This is a genomic window from Klebsiella pasteurii (assembly GCF_018139045.1).
GTDB lineage: Bacteria > Pseudomonadota > Gammaproteobacteria > Enterobacterales > Enterobacteriaceae > Klebsiella > Klebsiella grimontii.
In genome coordinates this window covers 1,155,237-1,172,877 of the sequence record NZ_CP073236.1, presented here as the reverse complement: position 1 = coordinate 1,172,877, position 17,641 = coordinate 1,155,237, and the positions used below count along the sequence as shown (strand labels likewise).

General features: G+C 56.2%; 23 protein-coding genes. 15 read left to right on the top strand and 8 right to left on the bottom strand.

The genetic code is table 11. The features are described from left to right. Positions 1–14: 14 nt before the first annotated feature. Together KCG39_RS05515 and KCG39_RS05510 are read right to left on the bottom strand one after the other, a co-directional pair. Complete coding sequence (locus KCG39_RS05515; RefSeq protein ID WP_004120119.1) at positions 15–968, bottom strand: ABC transporter substrate-binding protein; 954 nt, start codon at positions 966–968, stop codon at positions 15–17. A gap of 281 nt (positions 969–1,249) precedes the next feature. Next, the gene (locus KCG39_RS05510; RefSeq protein WP_211811566.1) at positions 1,250–2,269 is read right to left on the bottom strand and encodes a LacI family DNA-binding transcriptional regulator; all 1,020 of its coding nucleotides are present in this window, start codon (positions 2,267–2,269) and stop codon (positions 1,250–1,252) included. 366 nt (positions 2,270–2,635) lie between these two features. Here KCG39_RS05510 and KCG39_RS05505 point away from each other — a divergent pair, with 366 nt between their 5' ends. Together KCG39_RS05505 and KCG39_RS05500 are read left to right on the top strand one after the other, a co-directional pair. Beyond that, positions 2,636–3,262 (top strand): DUF1062 domain-containing protein, encoded by a 627-nt coding sequence (locus tag KCG39_RS05505; protein ID WP_142468291.1) that lies wholly within the window; start codon positions 2,636–2,638, stop codon positions 3,260–3,262. Positions 3,263–3,470: 208 nt separating this feature from the next. After that, on the top strand, positions 3,471–4,073 hold the full coding sequence (locus KCG39_RS05500) for a DJ-1/PfpI family protein (protein ID WP_049115228.1): 603 nt from the start codon (positions 3,471–3,473) through the stop codon (positions 4,071–4,073). A gap of 195 nt (positions 4,074–4,268) precedes the next feature. On the opposite strand, the gene KCG39_RS05495 is transcribed toward KCG39_RS05500, so the two are convergent. The 3 genes from KCG39_RS05495 to KCG39_RS05485 all read right to left on the bottom strand — a co-directional run bounded on the left by KCG39_RS05495 (position 4,269) and on the right by KCG39_RS05485 (position 5,967). Beyond that, a complete protein-coding gene (locus KCG39_RS05495) occupies positions 4,269–4,661 on the bottom strand; it encodes a VOC family protein (RefSeq protein WP_004120137.1) in 393 nt (130 codons plus the stop codon). Positions 4,662–4,795: 134 nt separating this feature from the next. Then, complete coding sequence (locus tag KCG39_RS05490) at positions 4,796–5,368, bottom strand: DUF1349 domain-containing protein (RefSeq protein ID WP_142468290.1); 573 nt, start codon at positions 5,366–5,368, stop codon at positions 4,796–4,798. After that, a complete protein-coding gene (locus KCG39_RS05485) occupies positions 5,368–5,967 on the bottom strand; it encodes a dienelactone hydrolase family protein (protein WP_142468289.1) in 600 nt (199 codons plus the stop codon). Before KCG39_RS05485 ends, KCG39_RS05490 begins: the two co-directional genes overlap by 1 nt. Positions 5,968–6,174: 207 nt before the next feature. On the opposite strand from KCG39_RS05485, the gene KCG39_RS05480 reads away from it, so the two are divergent. The 5 genes from KCG39_RS05480 (at position 6,175) to KCG39_RS05460 (ending at position 10,177) form a co-directional block, all read left to right on the top strand. After that, positions 6,175–7,083: a LysR family transcriptional regulator gene (locus tag KCG39_RS05480; protein ID WP_004120145.1), complete on the top strand. Its 909-nt coding sequence runs from the start codon at positions 6,175–6,177 to the stop codon at positions 7,081–7,083. Between the two features lie 98 nt (positions 7,084–7,181). Further along, positions 7,182–7,778: an NAD(P)H-dependent oxidoreductase gene (locus KCG39_RS05475; protein ID WP_004120149.1), complete on the top strand. Its 597-nt coding sequence runs from the start codon at positions 7,182–7,184 to the stop codon at positions 7,776–7,778. Between the two features lie 21 nt (positions 7,779–7,799). Further along, entirely contained in the window at positions 7,800–8,600 is an 801-nt protein-coding gene (locus tag KCG39_RS05470) for a carboxymuconolactone decarboxylase family protein (protein WP_142468288.1), read from the top strand. A gap of 4 nt (positions 8,601–8,604) precedes the next feature. After that, positions 8,605–9,039, top strand: coding sequence for a cyclophilin-like fold protein (locus tag KCG39_RS05465; RefSeq protein ID WP_049115236.1), 435 nt, complete (start codon positions 8,605–8,607; stop codon positions 9,037–9,039). A gap of 301 nt (positions 9,040–9,340) precedes the next feature. Beyond that, the gene (locus KCG39_RS05460; RefSeq protein WP_142468287.1) at positions 9,341–10,177 is read left to right on the top strand and encodes an alpha/beta fold hydrolase; all 837 of its coding nucleotides are present in this window, start codon (positions 9,341–9,343) and stop codon (positions 10,175–10,177) included. 44 nt (positions 10,178–10,221) lie between these two features. Here KCG39_RS05460 and KCG39_RS05455 read toward each other — a convergent pair whose 3' ends face one another. Then, complete coding sequence (locus tag KCG39_RS05455) at positions 10,222–10,446, bottom strand: HP1242/YdcH family protein (protein ID WP_004120160.1); 225 nt, start codon at positions 10,444–10,446, stop codon at positions 10,222–10,224. Between the two features lie 146 nt (positions 10,447–10,592). On the opposite strand from KCG39_RS05455, the gene KCG39_RS05450 reads away from it, so the two are divergent. Beyond that, the gene (locus tag KCG39_RS05450; RefSeq protein WP_004120163.1) at positions 10,593–11,486 is read left to right on the top strand and encodes an oxidoreductase; all 894 of its coding nucleotides are present in this window, start codon (positions 10,593–10,595) and stop codon (positions 11,484–11,486) included. A 36-nt stretch (positions 11,487–11,522) separates the two neighbouring features. Here KCG39_RS05450 and KCG39_RS05445 read toward each other — a convergent pair whose 3' ends face one another. Next, positions 11,523–11,771, bottom strand: a complete 249-nt coding sequence (locus tag KCG39_RS05445; RefSeq protein WP_004120166.1) for a hypothetical protein — start codon at positions 11,769–11,771, stop codon at positions 11,523–11,525. Between the two features lie 360 nt (positions 11,772–12,131). Here KCG39_RS05445 and KCG39_RS05440 point away from each other — a divergent pair, with 360 nt between their 5' ends. From KCG39_RS05440 to KCG39_RS05410, 7 genes are read left to right on the top strand one after another with little or no spacing between them, the layout of a single operon-like run. Next, a complete protein-coding gene (locus KCG39_RS05440; RefSeq protein ID WP_142468286.1) occupies positions 12,132–13,103 on the top strand; it encodes a phosphotriesterase family protein in 972 nt (323 codons plus the stop codon). A gap of 9 nt (positions 13,104–13,112) precedes the next feature. Further along, on the top strand, positions 13,113–13,853 hold the full coding sequence (locus tag KCG39_RS05435) for a creatininase family protein (protein ID WP_004120173.1): 741 nt from the start codon (positions 13,113–13,115) through the stop codon (positions 13,851–13,853). Then, positions 13,846–14,289 carry a PTS sugar transporter subunit IIA gene (locus tag KCG39_RS05430; protein WP_049115240.1) on the top strand — a complete coding sequence of 148 codons (444 nt, stop codon included), beginning with the start codon at positions 13,846–13,848 and terminating at the stop codon, positions 14,287–14,289. The genes KCG39_RS05435 and KCG39_RS05430 overlap by 8 nt, the downstream gene beginning before the upstream one ends. Before the next feature lie 25 nt (positions 14,290–14,314). Then, positions 14,315–14,602, top strand: coding sequence for a PTS sugar transporter subunit IIB (locus KCG39_RS05425; RefSeq protein ID WP_004120180.1), 288 nt, complete (start codon positions 14,315–14,317; stop codon positions 14,600–14,602). Further along, positions 14,599–15,909, top strand: coding sequence for a PTS ascorbate transporter subunit IIC (locus KCG39_RS05420; RefSeq protein ID WP_004120183.1), 1,311 nt, complete (start codon positions 14,599–14,601; stop codon positions 15,907–15,909). Before KCG39_RS05425 ends, KCG39_RS05420 begins: the two co-directional genes overlap by 4 nt. 16 nt (positions 15,910–15,925) lie before the next feature. Further along, positions 15,926–16,666: a sugar isomerase domain-containing protein gene (locus KCG39_RS05415; protein WP_049115241.1), complete on the top strand. Its 741-nt coding sequence runs from the start codon at positions 15,926–15,928 to the stop codon at positions 16,664–16,666. A gap of 14 nt (positions 16,667–16,680) precedes the next feature. Further along, the gene (locus tag KCG39_RS05410; RefSeq protein ID WP_004120189.1) at positions 16,681–17,436 is read left to right on the top strand and encodes a GntR family transcriptional regulator; all 756 of its coding nucleotides are present in this window, start codon (positions 16,681–16,683) and stop codon (positions 17,434–17,436) included. On the opposite strand, the gene KCG39_RS05405 is transcribed toward KCG39_RS05410, so the two are convergent. After that, positions 17,433–17,639: a helix-turn-helix domain-containing protein gene (locus tag KCG39_RS05405; protein ID WP_142468285.1), complete on the bottom strand. Its 207-nt coding sequence runs from the start codon at positions 17,637–17,639 to the stop codon at positions 17,433–17,435. The genes KCG39_RS05410 and KCG39_RS05405 overlap by 4 nt on opposite strands. Positions 17,640–17,641: the final 2 nt, after the last annotated feature.

The window sequence follows — 17,641 nt, the reverse complement described above, 5'->3', positions numbered from 1 at the left end:
GAGTGACGATGTGATTACCAACCCGGATAGCTACCTACGTTATCGCGGGTGACCAGTACGCTTGGGATTAAAACGGTACGGGAAGCGATCGGTTTGCCGTCGACCATATCCTGAGCCAGCGTGATGGCCTGGCGCACCATTTCTCCCGGGTTTTGCGTCGCGGTGCCGATGAACGGCGAGCCGCTGCGCTTGAGTTCTTCAACCGCTTCCGGGCTACCGTCGACGCCGGTAACTTTGATCGCGCCGGCTTTGCCCGCCTGTTCAACGGCCAGCACCGCGCCGAGCGCGGAAGGATCGTTCATGCCGAAAATACCGGCGACGTCAGGATTGGCCGTGAGCATGTCGGTTGTCACCATCAGGCCGGAAGCGCGGTCGTTGCGCGATGCCTGCTGGCCGACAATTTTGATATCCGGGTATTTTTGTGCGACGTTTTTACAGCCTTTGATGCGGTCGATAATGGTCTGAATCGGCGTGCCATCCACCAGCAGCACTTTGCCTTTGCCGCCCATCTGGCTGAACAGGTATTCGCAGGAGGTTTCCCCGGCCTGGATGGCGTTGGTCATGATCGCCGCGTCTGCGCCTTTAGCGGGCGTATCGACCGCAATAACGATAATTCCGGCGGCTTTTGCGCGCTGAATGGCCGGCTCGATCCCGGACTCATCGACGGCGGAAATAATGATGAGATCCACTTTCTGCTGAATAAACGCGTCAATCTGCGTGTTCTGGTTTGCCAGATCCACCTGCGCATCCTGGACGTTAAGGGTGGCGCCGATTTTCGCCGCGGCCTGCTTAGCGTTCCTTTCCATCGCGGAGAAGAAGGGGTTGGACATGTCCTGCACCATTAAGCCGATGCGGGAGATTTTTTTGCCATCCTGCGGCGCGGCGCTGGCTGCGGGAATAAACCCTGTCATGGTGGTGATTACCGCGGTAACCGCGACAGCCAGCCATGCTTTGCGAAGTTTGGTCATATTCTGCTCCTTTCATTTTCTTGTGGTATGACGTACGGCCAGGTGTGGGGATGCCTCAGAAATAATCCCCTGATGTTGTTTTTTTAATTGCGACTGATGACTTCAGCCGTTATTTACATCGCTAAAATGATGAGAGAGTGGCGGCAAAATTGTTTCGCACCGGGTAGCCCGCTTTTTGGCCGGGAGGGACAGAACCGCAAGAGCAACGTCTGTCGGCCCGTACAATGCCGTTGGGGCTACCGGTTGTCAGCCATCTCAATCATCTCTTTTTTAATGGTTATTCATTTTCTACAGCCGCAGGACTGGCGAATAACCAGCTCGGCGGGAACTTTACGCTGGGTATTAATTTCTCCTTTTGCTTCCGGATTAATTAACTGGATAAGCATTTCAGCCGACTGTCTGCCAATCTCTTCGCTGTTTTCATTGAGCACCGTGAGCGGAGGATTCAATAGCGGCGCCCAGTCGAATTCGTCATAGGCAATAAGGGCCATATCGCCGGGAATGGCTATCTGGCGCTGCTGAAGCTGTTTAAGTGAACCCAGCAGAATAGGGTTGTTACCGGCAATTAGCGCGTCCGGCAGCGATGTCTGCCGGTCCAGGTACCGGCTCAGGGTGTCCGCAGCCGACTGCGCATCGTTCTCCGTTTCGACAACCTCAAGCATGGCGCCGCACTGCTCAGCGGCCTCGCGGATCCCGCGCTCACGTTCAAAACGCGTGGTCCAGCGGTCCGGGTAGATCAGCAACAGCCAGTTTTTATAGCCGTGCTGCGCCAGATGGTTCCCCACCAGCAGGCTGGCATGGTAATTGTCGGTTGTGACGCTGGGAAAGTTGTGCTCGCCGCGAGGAGGAGAGTCAACGAAGACCACCGGAATATCCCATTTCGCCAGCAGGCTCAGGCTCTCCGGCTGGAGCGTCACCGTCGAAATGATCCCGGCCATCCGCGATTCGATCAGGCGGTTAATCATGCGATCTTCCTGCGCCCGGTCGTAGATCCCGTTTACCGCGATATCGCCAAGCACCACGGTCCACTGCGAAGGCTGCAGCATCTGCTGAATCCCGGACATCAGGTTGAGGTAGTAAGAGTTCGACGCATGGGCGGTAATCACCGCTACCGAATCTCTGCTCGAACGGCGTAGCGCCTGTGCCGCACGGTTAGGGACATAGCCGAGCTCGCGCGCCACTTTTAAAATCAGCTCCCGGCTATCATCAGCGACACCATCGCCACCGTTTAGCGCGCGTGAGACGGTGAACATTGAAAACCCCGTCGCCTCACTCACATCCCGCATCGTCGCTTTTCGCATTTTTCGCTCTCTGCAATTATGAAAATTACCCGTGATATAAACGGTTATTTCCTTAACCTAAACGTTTATGAGACAAAACATAAACGTTTAGGTTTGTTTGATCAGTGAGCCGCTTCTCGTTTTGTGAACAGAAGATAAACAATGCTGTTTATGAATGAATTCCAAGTGTTTATTGATTTAATGCATACTTTTACCCTGAGCCGCTTTGTTACGCTTAGGCCCATCCATTGGCGGTAAGACAGGGTAGTCGTGTTGGAAATCTTTTTTTAACCCACTGAAAAGTATTAATTAAATATTTTTCACATCGCAAAAATCACGGTCCGTTATCGGCGGATCCGCTTTTGTATGGGTTAAAAAAGGTTCACCATGAAAGTCACATGGAACGTCAGCCCTGTGGGCTACCAGCTGATTAGCAAGCGCTGTCCCGCCTGTCATGGGCAGCAGGATTTCACCCCATCCGGCGCCTTCCGGGTCAATTCACAAAAAAAAATGCTCGATGTCTGGAGTATCTATCAGTGCGTCCGCTGCGCGTATACCTGGAACATCAGCCTGTTCTCTCGTTTACCGGTCAGCAAAATCAATCCGCAGCTCTACGAGCGATTTAGCGCTAACGATAAATCTGCCGTTGAGGCCTATTCTCACGATCTGCTGGTGCTGCGGCGTAATCGCGCGTCACCATCGGGATCGCCTGAATTCGTGGTCAAGGAGCGCTGGCGAATCAACCTTGTTCGCGCTTCTCAGGTGAGAGTGGAGGTCATCGTTGCGCGGGCCTTTCAGACCAGCCTGCTGTCGGTGCTACGAAGTCAGCTGCGCCTTAGCGGTAGCGCGGTCCGTAAACGCCTTGCGTCGGGAGATATCAGCGGCATCACGCTGAAGGCGTTGCGATCGCCCAGACTGAGGCCGGAAGGATATACGCTGTACATCACGAGGGAGGTTCTTCTCGCTCACAGGCGTATTCCGTTGTCTGCAGACCCGGAGCGCAGAAGACGATAGCCAATGCCCCCGGGTAGTGTTTCTATCCGGGGAGCAGGCTCGCAAAAATCACTGCGAATTGCCATAAGGGGAAAATTAACCTTGCCTTCATTACTGTGCATTTATACAGTTTATAGCGGCGGCACGGCGAGAGTAACGATCGCGACAGCGAAGAGCTGGCCGGATGCTGCGACGGCTGATTCTGTTGACCAGGGTGAGAATGAGATTTATGGATACGCGTAAAGAAGTGCTGTTTGTGCTCATCGAGGAGTATGCCGACTGGGAGTTTGCCCTGCTGGCGCCAGGGCTGCGACGGGGATTTGGCATATGGGAGCCGCAGTATGATGTCAGGACCGTTGCCGCGGATGCGGGGCCGGTGATGTCTATTGGCGGGGTCCGTTGCCTGCCGGATTATACCTTCGAGACGATACCCGATGATTACGCCGCGCTGGTGCTGGTGGGCGGTATGAACTGGTGGGGGGAGGAGGCCCGGCGGGTGGTGCCGCTGGTAGAGCAAGCGCTGGCCCGGCAGATCGTGGTTGGCGCGATATGCGACGCTTCGGCATTCCTCGGCGCGCACGGCTTTCTCAATGATGTCGACCACACCTCGAACGGGCTGGCCTACCTGCAGAACAGAGCAGGCTCCGCCTACAGCGGCGCTGCGCGCTACCGAAACGTGCCTTCAGTTCGTGATGGCAACCTGGTGACCGCCAATGGGGTTGGTTTTGTGGATTTTACCTGCAATATGCTGGCGGCATTAAACGCGACGCAGGCGGGCGAGATCGAAGCGATGCGGGCGGCGTTTACGTCGGGAATGTTTACTGAAGGCTGAGTCAGAGACGACCCCAGCTGTACGGCAACGGGCTGAAAAATGCTTTTCTCGTGGGTGCGCCGTGAATGACTGATGAGCGCCGAAGGCGAAACAGGCGGAACCTGGCGGCTCGGGCCCGGCGCGATATTCAGCAACGCGCAGGGTTTCGCCATGCGCTCATGCGCTAACCCTGCCTTTACTTGCCGGTCTGCGGGCTTAGCCTGCGTTTGCGTAATACACAAACGCCAGCTTATTGCCGTCCGGATCTCTGACATAGGCGCTGTGGAAACCTTCACCGTACTGCGGGCGGTGGCCAGGGGCGCCTTCATCTGTTCCCCCGAGATTCAGCGCCAGCTGATGCAACTGCTGAATATGCTCAACCGAACGAGCGTTCAGGGCCACCATCACGCCGTTACCCGTCGTCGCTCGCTGTTGGTTGAACGGTTTGCCAACGCACAGCCCGATGGTGCGGTTTCCGCTGAATGTCCCCCACGATGCGCCTTCATCGCTCCGACCGCTCTGCGGATGCCCCAGCATCTCCATCAACGGATCGTAAAAACGAATCGCGCGTGGCAGATCGTTAGTGCCGAGCATGATGTAAGAAAACATGGCTCCTCCTCATTGTTGGTTTGAAGGTCGATGCCAATCTAGCAGCAAGGAGAAGGTCATGCAGGCCCGAGAGCTAAAAATCATACCTTCATCGCGATTATTCCGCGATTTTGCCTTGCGCGTGGGGCGGCGACTCAGCTCAGGTCGTGCAGATCTTTCTCGTTTGGCGGCAGCAGCGCTATATCGTGGAAATTAACCCGTAGTCCGCTACGCTGCGGCGTGCAGCACATGACGCCGATCTTTACCGTTCCGCGGGGAAAGGGACACAGCCGCAGCAGCGGCCACTGACGGCCATCAGTAGAGTACTGCAGGCGCAGCGCTTCCCCCCGACGGGTCAGGCGCAGCCAGAACTCTCCGGGGTCGCCTGGAAAAACACCGGTCGCCCAGTCTGATTTTCCCTGTGTCAGTACGCTGCCGATAGCGGGCGCGCCGTCGTTGTACTCTATACCGGCCTTGAGCCAGCTTTGTGCGTCCTGCATAAGTATGAGCCCCGCCTGGTCATACAGGGTGCTGAAATCGGCGCGGACCCGCACCTGAAAGGTGAAATCCGCTACGGCCTCCGTTGCGTAGACATGGCCGGAGAAGCGTTCAAATCCGTACCAGGTTTCGCGCCAGAAGTCGGTTTGCGCATCGGTGACTACGCTGAGTACGCCTTCGTCTTGCGACCATGTCGCGGGTTCGTTAATCCAGTGAAATACCTGATGCATTAGGCCTCCTGTGTTTGCTGAATAAGCGTTAAAAACCGCAGCGTGACCTCGTCTGCCTGCTGAGCGAGGCGCGCGTCCCATGCCGGGCTGTCGGCATCGCAAAAACCGTGCTGCGCATTGAACATCCGGCAGGTCACGGAGGGAATTTTCTCCAGCTCGTTTTGCATAACGCAGGGATCGAACGCCGGTTCATTACGGGCGATGATGACAAGCGTCGGGCAGGGGGGCGCAACGTCGCTGTAAAGGCGGATCCGCGATCCATAATGGCATACCGCGGCGTCGCAGAGTCCGCTCCTCGCGGCCAGCCAGGCTAAGGTGGCGCCCACGCTGTAGCCGATAAGGATTAGCGTGCCGTATTTCGCTCTAAGCTCGGCCAGCAGTGACACAATGGCGGCGGTATCAAATCCGACGTTATCAGAAAAGTGGCGCCAGGCCTGCTCCTGCTGCTCATAGGCGAACGGCGTAGAGTGAGAAAAAAGCGCTGGCGTGTACGTATCGAAGCCGCGGCTGCGCCAGGTCGCGGCGGTTCGCTGAATATGCGCATTGATGCCGTAGATTTCATGCAGCAGGACGATGGCTTTATCGCAATCAGGTAACATAAATGCGCCTCTGGCGGATAAATTGGGTTTATCTCCGGTCGGATGGACAGTTTATCAGGGCTGAAGCCTGTAGTATAAACCTACCTGCCCGGCAGGTTACTCGTGCATCCTGGTCTGTGATTTTCCTTCGCGGACGATCGCCGCGATGCGGCATCACATTAAGGTACCGTTTTTTTAGCTTATCTTTTACCACGTTAGCGAGGCCGTATGAATTTGAACCGTGCCGATATGGCCGACCTTATCTATTTTTGCGCCATCGCACGCCATCAGAATTTTAGTAAAGCTGCCGTTGAACTTGGGGTGAGCGCATCGACGCTGAGCCACGCTATCAAGGGATTTGAGGCGCGGCTGGGCGTGCGTCTGCTGAACCGCACGACCAAAAGCGTTTCTCTGACGGCGGCCGGTGAAAGCCTGGTCAACGCGGTAAGCGAGCCGCTCGCTTCAATCGATGTCGCGATTGAACAGCTCAACCCCTTCCGCGATTCGCCGGCGGGTCATATTCGTCTCAACGTCGCCGTTGAGGCGGCCACGCTGCTGCTGGCCCCGATCCTGCCTGTTTTTGCTGAACGTTACCCCGATATTGAGCTGGATATCGTGGCCAGCAACCGCATTGTTGACGTGACGGAAGCGCGGTTTGACGCAGGGATCCGCTATGGCGGAACCGTGCCGGAAGATATGGTGGCGCAGCGTCTGTCCGCCGATGTACGCTGGGTGGTCGCGGCATCCCCGGAATATCTTGCCCGCTTTGGCGAGCCCCTGCATCCCAACGATCTTCACCAGCACCGCTGCGTCAGCAATCGTCTGGGAAATAACCGGATTTATAAATGGGAGTTTGAGCGTGGCGAAGAGCAGCTCACCGTCAAAGTGCCGCCGCTGTTAACGGTCGATCTGGCGGAGACGGGCGTGGTGGCCATTCTGCAGGGGTTCGGCCTGATGTACTTGCCAGAACCGCTGATAGCAGAGCACGTCAGCGCAGGGCGCCTGCGTCTGGTGCTGACTGACTGGGCCTCATACGGACCGGGATTCTATATCTATTACTCAAGCCGTCATCAGGTGCCCACCGGGCTGCGCCTGTTAATCTCCCTTGTGCGGGAAATGAAACCGCTGGGTCTGTAGCCCGATTGATGAAAATAACTCACAGCCCCATTCGATAGCGAGGGCTGGCTCCTTCTTATTCCGCGCCTTACCCTGTGGCAAAAGAGAAGGAGAGTTTGATGAACTATTCTTACCGCTGTATTCCCGGTCTGTTCTGGCTTTTGGCCGTCACCGCGTTTCTGTTTAGCTTTACCCCTGCCAGCCGTGCCGCAGAGGCTCACACGCTGGTTATTGTCTCTCATCCTTATCCTGGCCAATCGGTCATGACCAACGGTCTGGAGGACGCTGCGCGAAGCGTGCCCGGCGTGACCGTACGCAATCTCGAAGCGCTTTACGGCTTTGACAGCCGAAACATCAATGCCGATGAAGAGCGACGGCTTATGCGGGAACACGCGCGCGTCGTTTTTATTTTCCCGACCCACTGGTTCAACATCACGCCGATGATGAAGGCCTGGCTGAACGATACCTGGGGCAGCGTAGGGCCGGGAATATGGCAGGGCAAAGAGATGATGATCGTCACGACGGCCGCGGGAGGCGAATCCACCTACGGCGAGTCCGGGCGGATCGGCGTTAGCCTGGCCGACGTCTTTACGCCGATGAAGGCCAGCGCGTTGCACGCGGGCATGACCTGGCTTCCCCCGCTGGCTTTTGAGAATGCCAGCCGCAGCCGGCTTCCTGAGTACCAGCGCCAGCTGGTGGAAAGGCTGACGAATTAATATGCCGATGAGGAATTTATCGTGAAAGCTTTTATTGCCGCTGCCGCCATGTCGTTGATGCTGGGCGCTCCCGTCCTGGCTGAAGAAAAAAGAGGTAAAAAAATGGCGCCATTTAGCCCAACCCTGTTGTCCGTTGAAGATGTTCAATCCGTCGCGCCGGCGCTTGCCCGTTTCGGTAACGAGGTGTTGACAGAGGATCTTTGGGCGCGAAACGAACTCTCGCGCCGCGATCGCAGCATCGTGACCGTCGCGATCCTTATCGCCCGTCACCAGCCTGCGGAGCTAAAACATTACGTTGATCTTGCCCTGAATAACGGGGTCACAGCGGCTGAAATCTCTGAGATCGTCACTCATCTGGCTTTTTATTCCGGCTGGCCCAGCGCGATGTCCGCCGTTGCGGTGATGAAAGATATTTTTCTTGCGCGCGGTATTGGACGCGAGCAGTTGGCTGCTGCCTCCCCGGAGCTACTCCCTCTTAATCAGGCGGTGGAAAACCAGCGTTCAACAACCGTAGAACAGAACTTCGGCGCGATTTCCCCTGGACTGGTGAAGTTTACGACGCAACCGCTGTTTCTTGACCTGTGGCAGCGACCGGGGCTGAAGCCGCGCGACCGCAGCCTGGTGACGGTCAGCGCGCTGATTGCCGCCGGGCAAAGCGCGCAAATTGGCTACCACCTTAACCGGGCGATGGATAACGGCCTCACCGCGGAAGAGGCGGGAGAGGTCGTTGCGCATGCCGCTTTCTACGCCGGCTGGCCAAACGCCTTTTCAGCAGTAGCGGTGGTCAGTGAAGTCCTGCGCGCTCGCGGCCTGGTAGGGTGAGCGGATGCTGAAAACGCTCGGTGCGGTGCTATCCATTTTGATCATGATGACGGGCGCGGCATCCGCCGCCGGCAGGGAGAACGCGGTGAAGATTGAGTTTGTATTTAAAGGTGTCACGGTCGTCGGCTTGCTGGATGAGAGCGCTGCGGCTAATGCGTTCCTGGCGCAGCTGCCGATGACGGTGAAGCTTGAGGATTATGGTTCAACGGAAAAGATCGCCTGGCTGCCGACGAAACTGCGCCGTGCGGATTCTGGTGCTTCAATGACCCCACGGCGCGGCGACATCGCCTATTACGCGCCGTGGGGCAATCTGGCCATTTTTCGCGAGGATTTTCGCCACTCGCCGGGGCTGGTAAAGCTTGGCCGGGTGGTCGAGGGGCTTAAATCGCTTGACCAGCCGGGCGCTGCGATGGTGACTATCCGCCGGTCTGCTGAGTAGGCGCAGCGCGTAAATTAAACCGATCGTTTTTTCACTTCAGTATGATGAATGAAGCTGTCCAGGATATGGACAGCTTCATTGCGTCGCGATATCCCATTCTGCCGCAGCTATTGCTGTCCGCTGAGGATTATCTGTCAACCGGCCACCCGTATCGGCGAAAATCATCTACACTTTTCCAGCCAGGTCATTTTCAAACCTAACGAGACACTATCGTCACCGAACAGAACATCCAGCCTTTACCCCCGACCAACTGCAGGCGTCAGGCCCGCAGCCTTGTTTTCTCTATAGAGGAGTTTGTAACATGGCATTTGTGACAACCAAAGACGGCGTCAATATCTTCTTTAAAGACTGGGGCCCGAAGGAGGCGCAGCCAATCGTATTTCATCATGGCTGGCCCTTAAGCGCCGATGATTGGGATAACCAGATGCTGTTTTTCCTGGCAGAAGGCTTCCGGGTGATTGCGATTGACCGACGCGGTCACGGTCGTTCCGATCAGGTCAGTGAAGGTCATGATATGGACCATTATGCCGCCGATGCGTCAGCGGTGGTGGAGCATCTGGATCTGCATAATGCCGTGCATATCGGGCATTCCACCGGCGGCGGGCAGGTCGCGCGCTACGTTGCGCAGTATGGTCAGCCGCATGGACGAGTGGCTAAAGCAGTGCTTATCAGCGCGGTTCCGCCGCTGATGGTAAAAACGGAGAGCAATCCTGGCGGTACGCCAATCGAGGTATTTGATGGTTTTCGCAAAGCGCTCGCCGCCAACCGCTCGCAGTTTTATCTCGACGTGGCGTCCGGTCCGTTCTATGGCTTTAACCGCGATGGCGCGGAGGTGTCCCAGGGCACCATTCAGAACTGGTGGCGGCAGGGCATGACCGGCAGCGCGAAGGCGCATTATGATGGAATTAAGGCGTTTTCTGAAACCGACCAGACCGAGGATTTAAAAGCCATTACGCTGCCGGTACTGGTGCTGCAGGGCGATGACGATCAGGTTGTGCCTTATCAAAACGCCGCCATACTGCAGGATAAGCTGCTGCCGAACAGCCAGCTAAAAATTTACCCCGGCTTTCCGCACGGTATGCATACCTCGCACGCCGATGTCATTAACGCCGATCTGCTGGCGTTTATCCGCGCGTAGCTGCGGGATAAAAAAGGCCGCCACCCGGCGGCCTTGCACACATATCAGACCTGATTCAGGCTTTCATGCTGGAGGATTTTCAGCATTTCATCCTTCAACAGAAGTTTTTCTTTCTTCATATGTACGAGCTCGAGACTGTATCCTTTACCGTCGACGCCTTCTATGCGGGAAATGTCGTGATCGAGTGCATTATGTTTTTCGAATAGCGACTGAAAGCGCGGGTGCGTGGTTTTCAATCGAGAAATTAGCTCTCTGTATTCTGGAAACATGTACCTTCCTTGTTGATGGTGATAAGTGTGTACGCTGACACACACATTCAGATTACCCATATGAAAAAAATGGTAATGCGAACGAAGTCGCGTTTATGTTACGTACCCATGAAATCTTAGGGGCCGGAAGCGGCCTGGAGGCATAGATGACAGTTGAAGAACCTACCATTGCGCTGATAGGCCCGGGCGCAATTGGTACCACCATCGCCGCTGCGCTGCACGAGGTAGGCCGTACGCCTCTGGTATGCGGCCGCCGTGCGCACCCGCAGCTGTCGCTGCGTTTCGATGGCGGGAAGATTGTGGTGCCGGGCCCCGTCGTGACGGAACCAGCATCGGTCGCCGCGCCGGTAGACCTGGTCTTTGTGGCGGTAAAAGCAACGCAAATTGCGGCGATTGCGCCGTGGCTGAAAGCGCTCTGCCACGATCGCACGGTTGTATGCGTGCTCCAGAACGGCGTTGAACAAAAGACGCAGTTCGCGCCTTACGTCGCGGAAGCGACCGTGCTGCCATCGGTCGTCTGGTTCCCGGCACAGCGTGAACCGGAAGCGTCAGTCTGGCTGCGGGCGAAACCGCGGCTGACGCTGCCCGATGTTCAGGGGGCTGAACGGGTGAAGCATGCGCTACGGGACACCCGCTGTGAAGTGGACGTCAGCGCTGATTTCCTCTCCGTTGCGTGGCGCAAACTGCTGCAGAATGCGGTCGCTGGTCTGATGGTGCTGACGGGGAGGCGGGCAGGGATGTTTGCCCGCGATGATATCACGGCGCTGGCTTTAGCCTATCTGCAGGAAGGACTGACGGTGGCGCGCGCCGCAGGCGCCAGCCTGGACGATGGCGTAGTGCAGGAAATTCTCGCCGGTTTCCATCGCGCGCCTCCGGACTTAAGTACCTCAATCCTCACCGACCGCGAGGCCGGGCTGCCGCTAGAGTGGGATATTCGCAACGGAGTCGTGCAGCGGTATGGTCGTATTTACCATATTCCCACGCCGCTCAGCGATGTGATTGTGCCGCTGCTGGCCGCCGCCAGCGACGGGCCGGGCTAAAGGCGCGGAACACAGGCGTGATAACGATTCCCGGGATCAGATTGATTCCGCCAGCCGGTCGACAACCACTTTGCCGCTATTATCAAACTGGGTGATGCGGTAATTCACGCAATAGGAACGACGGGTGGTAAATTGATTGAATAACGCCACCCGGCCTTTTTTATCACCGTTTTTATTTACAATAATCCACTCGGTGACATCGGTTGAATTCGCTTTACCGCTACTAGCGTCCTGCTGTTCCACCAGACGATCCTCTTTTTCTACCTTCAAAAAATCTCGTAACATTTATTTATCTCCGCTCATCATTGTTTTTAACAATACTCTTTTTGTCGATTCATTCAATTAAACATTTTAATCAAAGCCATGGATTATTAGTCAGGAATGCATTGGCTTTGTGAGTGTGTATCCCATTGAATTTAAGTAACATAAATTTAATTACCTCAACCGGAATACGTATGTTTTTCCATGAGTAACGGTTTTTTTAGCCCGAATCTATTTATGTGACAACGTCACATAAATGTTAATGTCGACCTAGCTCACAGATAAGAATTTAATATGATTGATGCGAACTTGATCACTTGACTGGTCAAGTGGGGTGGACCTATGTTGAAAGCACCTTCTTATCCGTTCCTGGGAGCAAGTAACATGGGCATCATTCGAACGTTAAACGGGGATATTTCCGCTCATCAGCTGGGCGTCACCTACAGCCACGACCATATCTACTGTATTCCGCCCTATTGGGCCGAGCGTCAGGATGACGATCTGTTACTCGACGATCCGCAGGCATCAGAGCGTGAATTAAGCGACTTTCGTGAGGCGGGAGGCAGCGCCATCTATGACGCCACCGCGCCGGACTATGGTCGTCAGGCTGCAGCCGTCGCCGCCATGGCGCAGCGCCAGCAGCTGCATATCATCGCCACCGCTGGTTTCAACAAAGGTTTTCTCTGGAGCAGCAAGCGGCCGGGCTCAGCGCAGACTTTTGCCGAATGGATTGAACATTCAGAGGTTGATGAACTGGTTGAACACGTCTGTCGCGAGGTCACTGAGGGGATAGAGGGCACCGAACATCGGGCCGGCGTGGTGAAATGCGGCACCGGCTATAACGCCATTTCCCCGCTGGAAGAAAAAACCATGGAGGTTATCGTTCGCGCCCAGCAGCGCACCGGCGCGCCGATGCACAGCCATACGGAAATGGGGACGATGGGACTCGAGCAGGCGCGGATCTTCAAAAAATGGGGGCTGGATTTATCCCGCTTATGTTTTGCCCATATGGATCGCAACCCCGATCCATGGCTGCACCGTCAGATCGCCAACACCGGGGCGTTTCTCTCTTTCGACGGTATCAGCCGCATCAAATATCACCCTGAGCATATCCGCACCCAGGCCATCCTGGCCCTGTGCCAGCGGGGTTATCAAAAACAGATCTTAATCGGCGGTGATTTTGCCCGTAAATCAATGAGCGCCCACTACAGCAAGGGGGGACTGGGGCTGAAGTTTATCCTTAGCGACTGGCGACCAAGATTCCTTGAAGAGGCGCGGGAAGCTGGATTTGACGGCGAAGCGCTGCTGCACGATTTCTTCGTCGACAACCCGGCTCGTTACCTCGCTTTTGCCTGAGGAGGCGTGATGAAGCTGCATCATTTAAACGAACGCGAGGCCCGGCGGGCGCTACAAAAGGCGCGGATAGCCTTATTGCCGCTCGGCGCCGTCGAACCGCACGGCGACCACCTGCCGCTGGACACCGATAACCTGCTCGCCGAGCGGTTCTGCGCGCTGATTGATGAACAGTTGGGCGAGTGCGCCCTGAGCCTGCCGGTTGTTTCCTACAGCCAGGTCTGGTCCCTGCGCGGCCACGCGGGCGCGATTGATATCGGTAATGGACGGCTGACCTCGCTGCTGGTGTCGCTGGCGGAAAACATGGCCAGCTACGGTATCACCACCACGGCGGTGATTAACGCGCATTACGGTAATTTCGACGCCATTAAAGCCGCTTCCCGCCAGCTTAAGGAGCAGGGCATCACGCTGCTTGGCTACAGCTGGGCGGGGATGGATGAGGAGGTAAAAAAGCGGCAAACCTCGGCGGTGGCTTATCCCGGTTATATGCATGCCGACGAAATCGAGACTTCATTGATGCTGGCGCTGGCGCCGGAATTCGTCAACATGACAGAAGCTCGCCAACACTATCCTGATTTTCCGCAGAATTTTCGCTATCAGCCGATACCCTGGACCGCGTTCTCTGATTATGCGGTGCTGGGCGATCCGACTGCCGCCAGTGAAGATAAAGGGCGCGCGTTTGTCCAGCGTGCGCTGGAAACCACGCTGGTTTCCATCCGCCAGCATTTAGCGCAAGGAGCCTCTTATGATTGATCGTCAGGCAATAAACGTCGACTGTGCGGCCAACTGCCCGGAAGAGGCCATCCGCGAGGCGGGGGAGGCGCTGTGTCGCGCGGGAGCCTGCAGCCCGCAGTACGTCCAGGCAATGGTCGATAGCTACCGCGAGCTGGGCCCCTATTTTGTCATTGCCCCCGGACTGGCGTTGCCGCATGCCCGCCCGGAGCAGGGGGCGAGGAAAGCGCAGATCAGCGCGATCAGGCTGCACGAACCGCTGGCGTTTGGTCATGCGGAAAACGATCCGGTACAGGTGGTGCTGGGGTTGTCGGCAACCAGCAGCGATGCGCATATCCACCTTATCCAGCATATCGTGACCGTACTCAGCGATGAAAATAACCTGCATACCCTGATGCATTCTCGCGACCCAGAACAACTTTATCAGTTGCTAGCCAGCGGCTCGCAGCGTTTGTAGCGTGATTAACACGGAGTGAATAGCGATGAAAATTCTGACAGTCTGTGGTTTAGGTATGGGCTCCAGCCTGATTTTAAAAATGAACGTTGAGGCGGTGTTAAAACAGCACGGGATTCAGGCCTCCGTGGAACATATGGATGTCTCTTCCGCCGCGTCGGCCAACGCCGATGTAGTGATAACCAACGCGGAACTGATAGATAACCTTAAGCATCTGTCCTGTCCGGTGGTGGTGGTGAACAACTATATCGATAACGCCGAAATTACTGCGGCGCTGACCCAGGCGAACATTCTGCCCGCGGGAGAGCCGTCATGAGCGAGTTTCTTGGCGTGCTACGCTGGATCACCATCAATATATTTGGTGAAGCGTCGATCTTAATTGGCCTGATTGTGCTGCTGGGCCTGGTGCTGCAAAAGAAATCGCTGGCGGACATTGTGTCCGGCACCCTGAAGGGCATTCTGGGCTTTCTGATCATCGGCGCGGGGGCCGGGATTATCGTTTCCGCGCTGCTGATATTTCAACCGATCTGGACCGAAGTCTTCGGGCTAAGCTCGATGAACCTGACCAATATTATTGGCCAGGCGCGCTTCAGCGAACGCTACGGCAGCAGCGTGACCATCGCCATTGCCGGCGGATTCGCCATTAATTTGCTGCTGGCCCGGCTGACGCGCTTTAAATACATCTACCTGACAGGACATATGATGTTCTGGACGACGATGATCTTTGCCGGGGTGATGGTGAACACCGAGCCCGCTATTTCAGCGGTGCAGCTGACGCTGATGCTAACGGTGATTATGGGGCTCTACTGGACCCTACAGCCCGCGCTGGTTCAGCCCTGGGTGCGGAAAATCACCGGTAACGACAACGTGGCGCTGGGGCATACTTCCGCCTCGGTCGCGCTGCTGGGGGCGATTTTCGGCCAGATATTTGCCCGCAACAAAATCAGCTCCGAGGATATTAAAGTTCCTAAAAAACTTGGTTTTCTGCGCGATTCCAACGTGGTGACCGCGTTAACCATGGCGCTGTTGTTCTTTATTGGCACCTTTATTCTGCAGATAAAAGGCACGCCGAAAGCGGCGGAGATCCTGGCGCAATCGGGCGACCTGAGTTTCTACATTTATGCCCTCAAACAATCGCTGATGTTTACCGGCGGCATCGCCGTGGTGCTGCTTGGCGTACGGATGTTTATTGGCGAAATGGTGCCGGCGTTTAACGGCATCGGCTCGCGGCTGGTCCCCGGCGCAAAACCGGCGCTGGATTGCCCGATACTGTTTAACTTTGCGCCAAACGCGGTGGTGCTGGGGTTTGTCGGCGCTTTTGTCGGCTCGCTGCTGTGGCTGACCCTGATCGGCCGCTATACCGGCTACGTCTTTATTCCCAGCATGATCGTGATTTTCTTTCACGCCGGGACGGCGGGGGTCTTCGGCAATATTACCGGAGGCTATAAAGGCGCGCTGCTGGCGGGGTTTATCACCTCCACCGTGGTCGCCTGGGGGCAGTATTTCTGCGTCACCGGCTTTATCGACCATACGATCCCGGATACCGCGCTATGGGCAGGCGACAGCGATATGTTTGTCCTCGCGCCGGTCATTCATCTTTTAACCCGCCTGCTGGCGTTCTGATATCGGGAGGAAGTCTATGAGTCAGGCACTGAAACAGTACTACAGTCAGATCCGCCAGAAGCTGGCTTTTCTTGAGCAGCGCCCCGATGAACTCACCCGGGCGGCGGAAATCATGTCCCACAGCATTATGGGGCAGCGCAACATCTTCGTCTTTGGCGCCAGCCACGCCGGGATTCTGGCGGAGGAGATGAGCTATCGCGCGGGCGGTCTGGCCATCATCAATCCGCTTTTTACCCCTGCGCTAATGCTTAACGTCAGGCCGTTAACCCTCACCAGCGCGGTGGAAAATGTGGAAAACCTCGGCCGGGTACTGGTGGAGCAGTCGCCGCTAAGGGCTGAAGATACGCTGCTGATCCACTCGGTTTCCGGGCGGAATGCCATTACCATTGACGTCGCGCTGGCGGCGAAAGCCTGCGGCGCAAAGGTTATCGCGATTACCAGCCTGGCGACGGCGGCGCGCGTGACCTCTCGCCACTCCAGCGGCAAACTGCTGGTGGATGTGGCCGATATCACCATTGATAACCACTGCGAGTATGGCGATGCGGCGGTGAGCCTGCCGGGGATGGCGCAAAAAGCCGCACCGCTCTCTACCATCATGGGCGCTGCCATCGCCAACAGCCTGGTATTACGGATATGCGAAATCATGCTGGAAAATGAGCATATACCGCCCATTCTCGCCAGCGCAAACATAGACGGTAATCAGGCGATAAATCAGGATATACTTAGCGCTTACAGGAGCCAGATACACTACCTCTGAGTTGGAGCACAAGTATGTTTGAGTCGGATGGACTCCCTCTCTATTTAAGGATAAAAGACGTTATCCTGCAGCGGATCCTCTCTTTTACCTATGACGATAAGCTCCCGGGCGAACTGCTGCTCGCCGGGGAGTTTAAGGTGGCGCGCGGCACCATTAAACAGGCGATAGATTCGCTGGCCAGTATTGGCATGGTGTACCGCGAGCAGGGTAAAGGGACGTTTATCAACCGCGATGCGCTGCAGAAATACTACACCGACCTCCCGGATGTACTGACGACCTTTGCCCCGCCGGGCGAGATAGCCGTGGAAGTTCTGTCGCTGATTTCGACCATGGCCGACCGCCAGGTGGCGGAGCAAATGGGGCTGGATTTAGGCTGCCAGCTGATGCGCCTGGAACGGTTGTTAGTGCAGGGAGATCGGCCGGTTGGCCATGTGCTGACGTGGCTCAATGGCCGTATCTATAACGATCTTAGCCACGTGGACGGCAGCCGATCGCTGTATAAGCAGCTGCGGGAAACGTTCGGTTACTCACCGGCCAACGCCACGGAGCGCTATACGCCGGTGTGCTGCGATAGCCGCACGGCAGGATTGTTAAATATTAAACCGGGTGTGCCGCTGTTTCGAATTGAACGGGTGGCCCGCGATCTGGATGATGTGGTGCTTGAATACAGCGTCACGCATACCCTTGACGCCAGCCTGTCGCTGCAAATCGCCACCAGCCAGAGCAGTATGAGCCCGCAGTGGACCTGCACGATCGAAAAAGGACGTTAATCCGCCTCCCAGGCGAGAATATCGCCTGGCTGGCACTCCAGCGCCTGGCAGATTTTTGCCAGCGTATCGAAGCGGATGCCTTTCACCTTTCCGGATTTAAGCAAAGACAGGTTCTGCTCGGTAATTCCTACGTAGACCGCCAGCGCTCTGGACGTCATTTTTCTCTCCACCAGCAATTTGTCCAGGTTAACCACTACCGCCATAG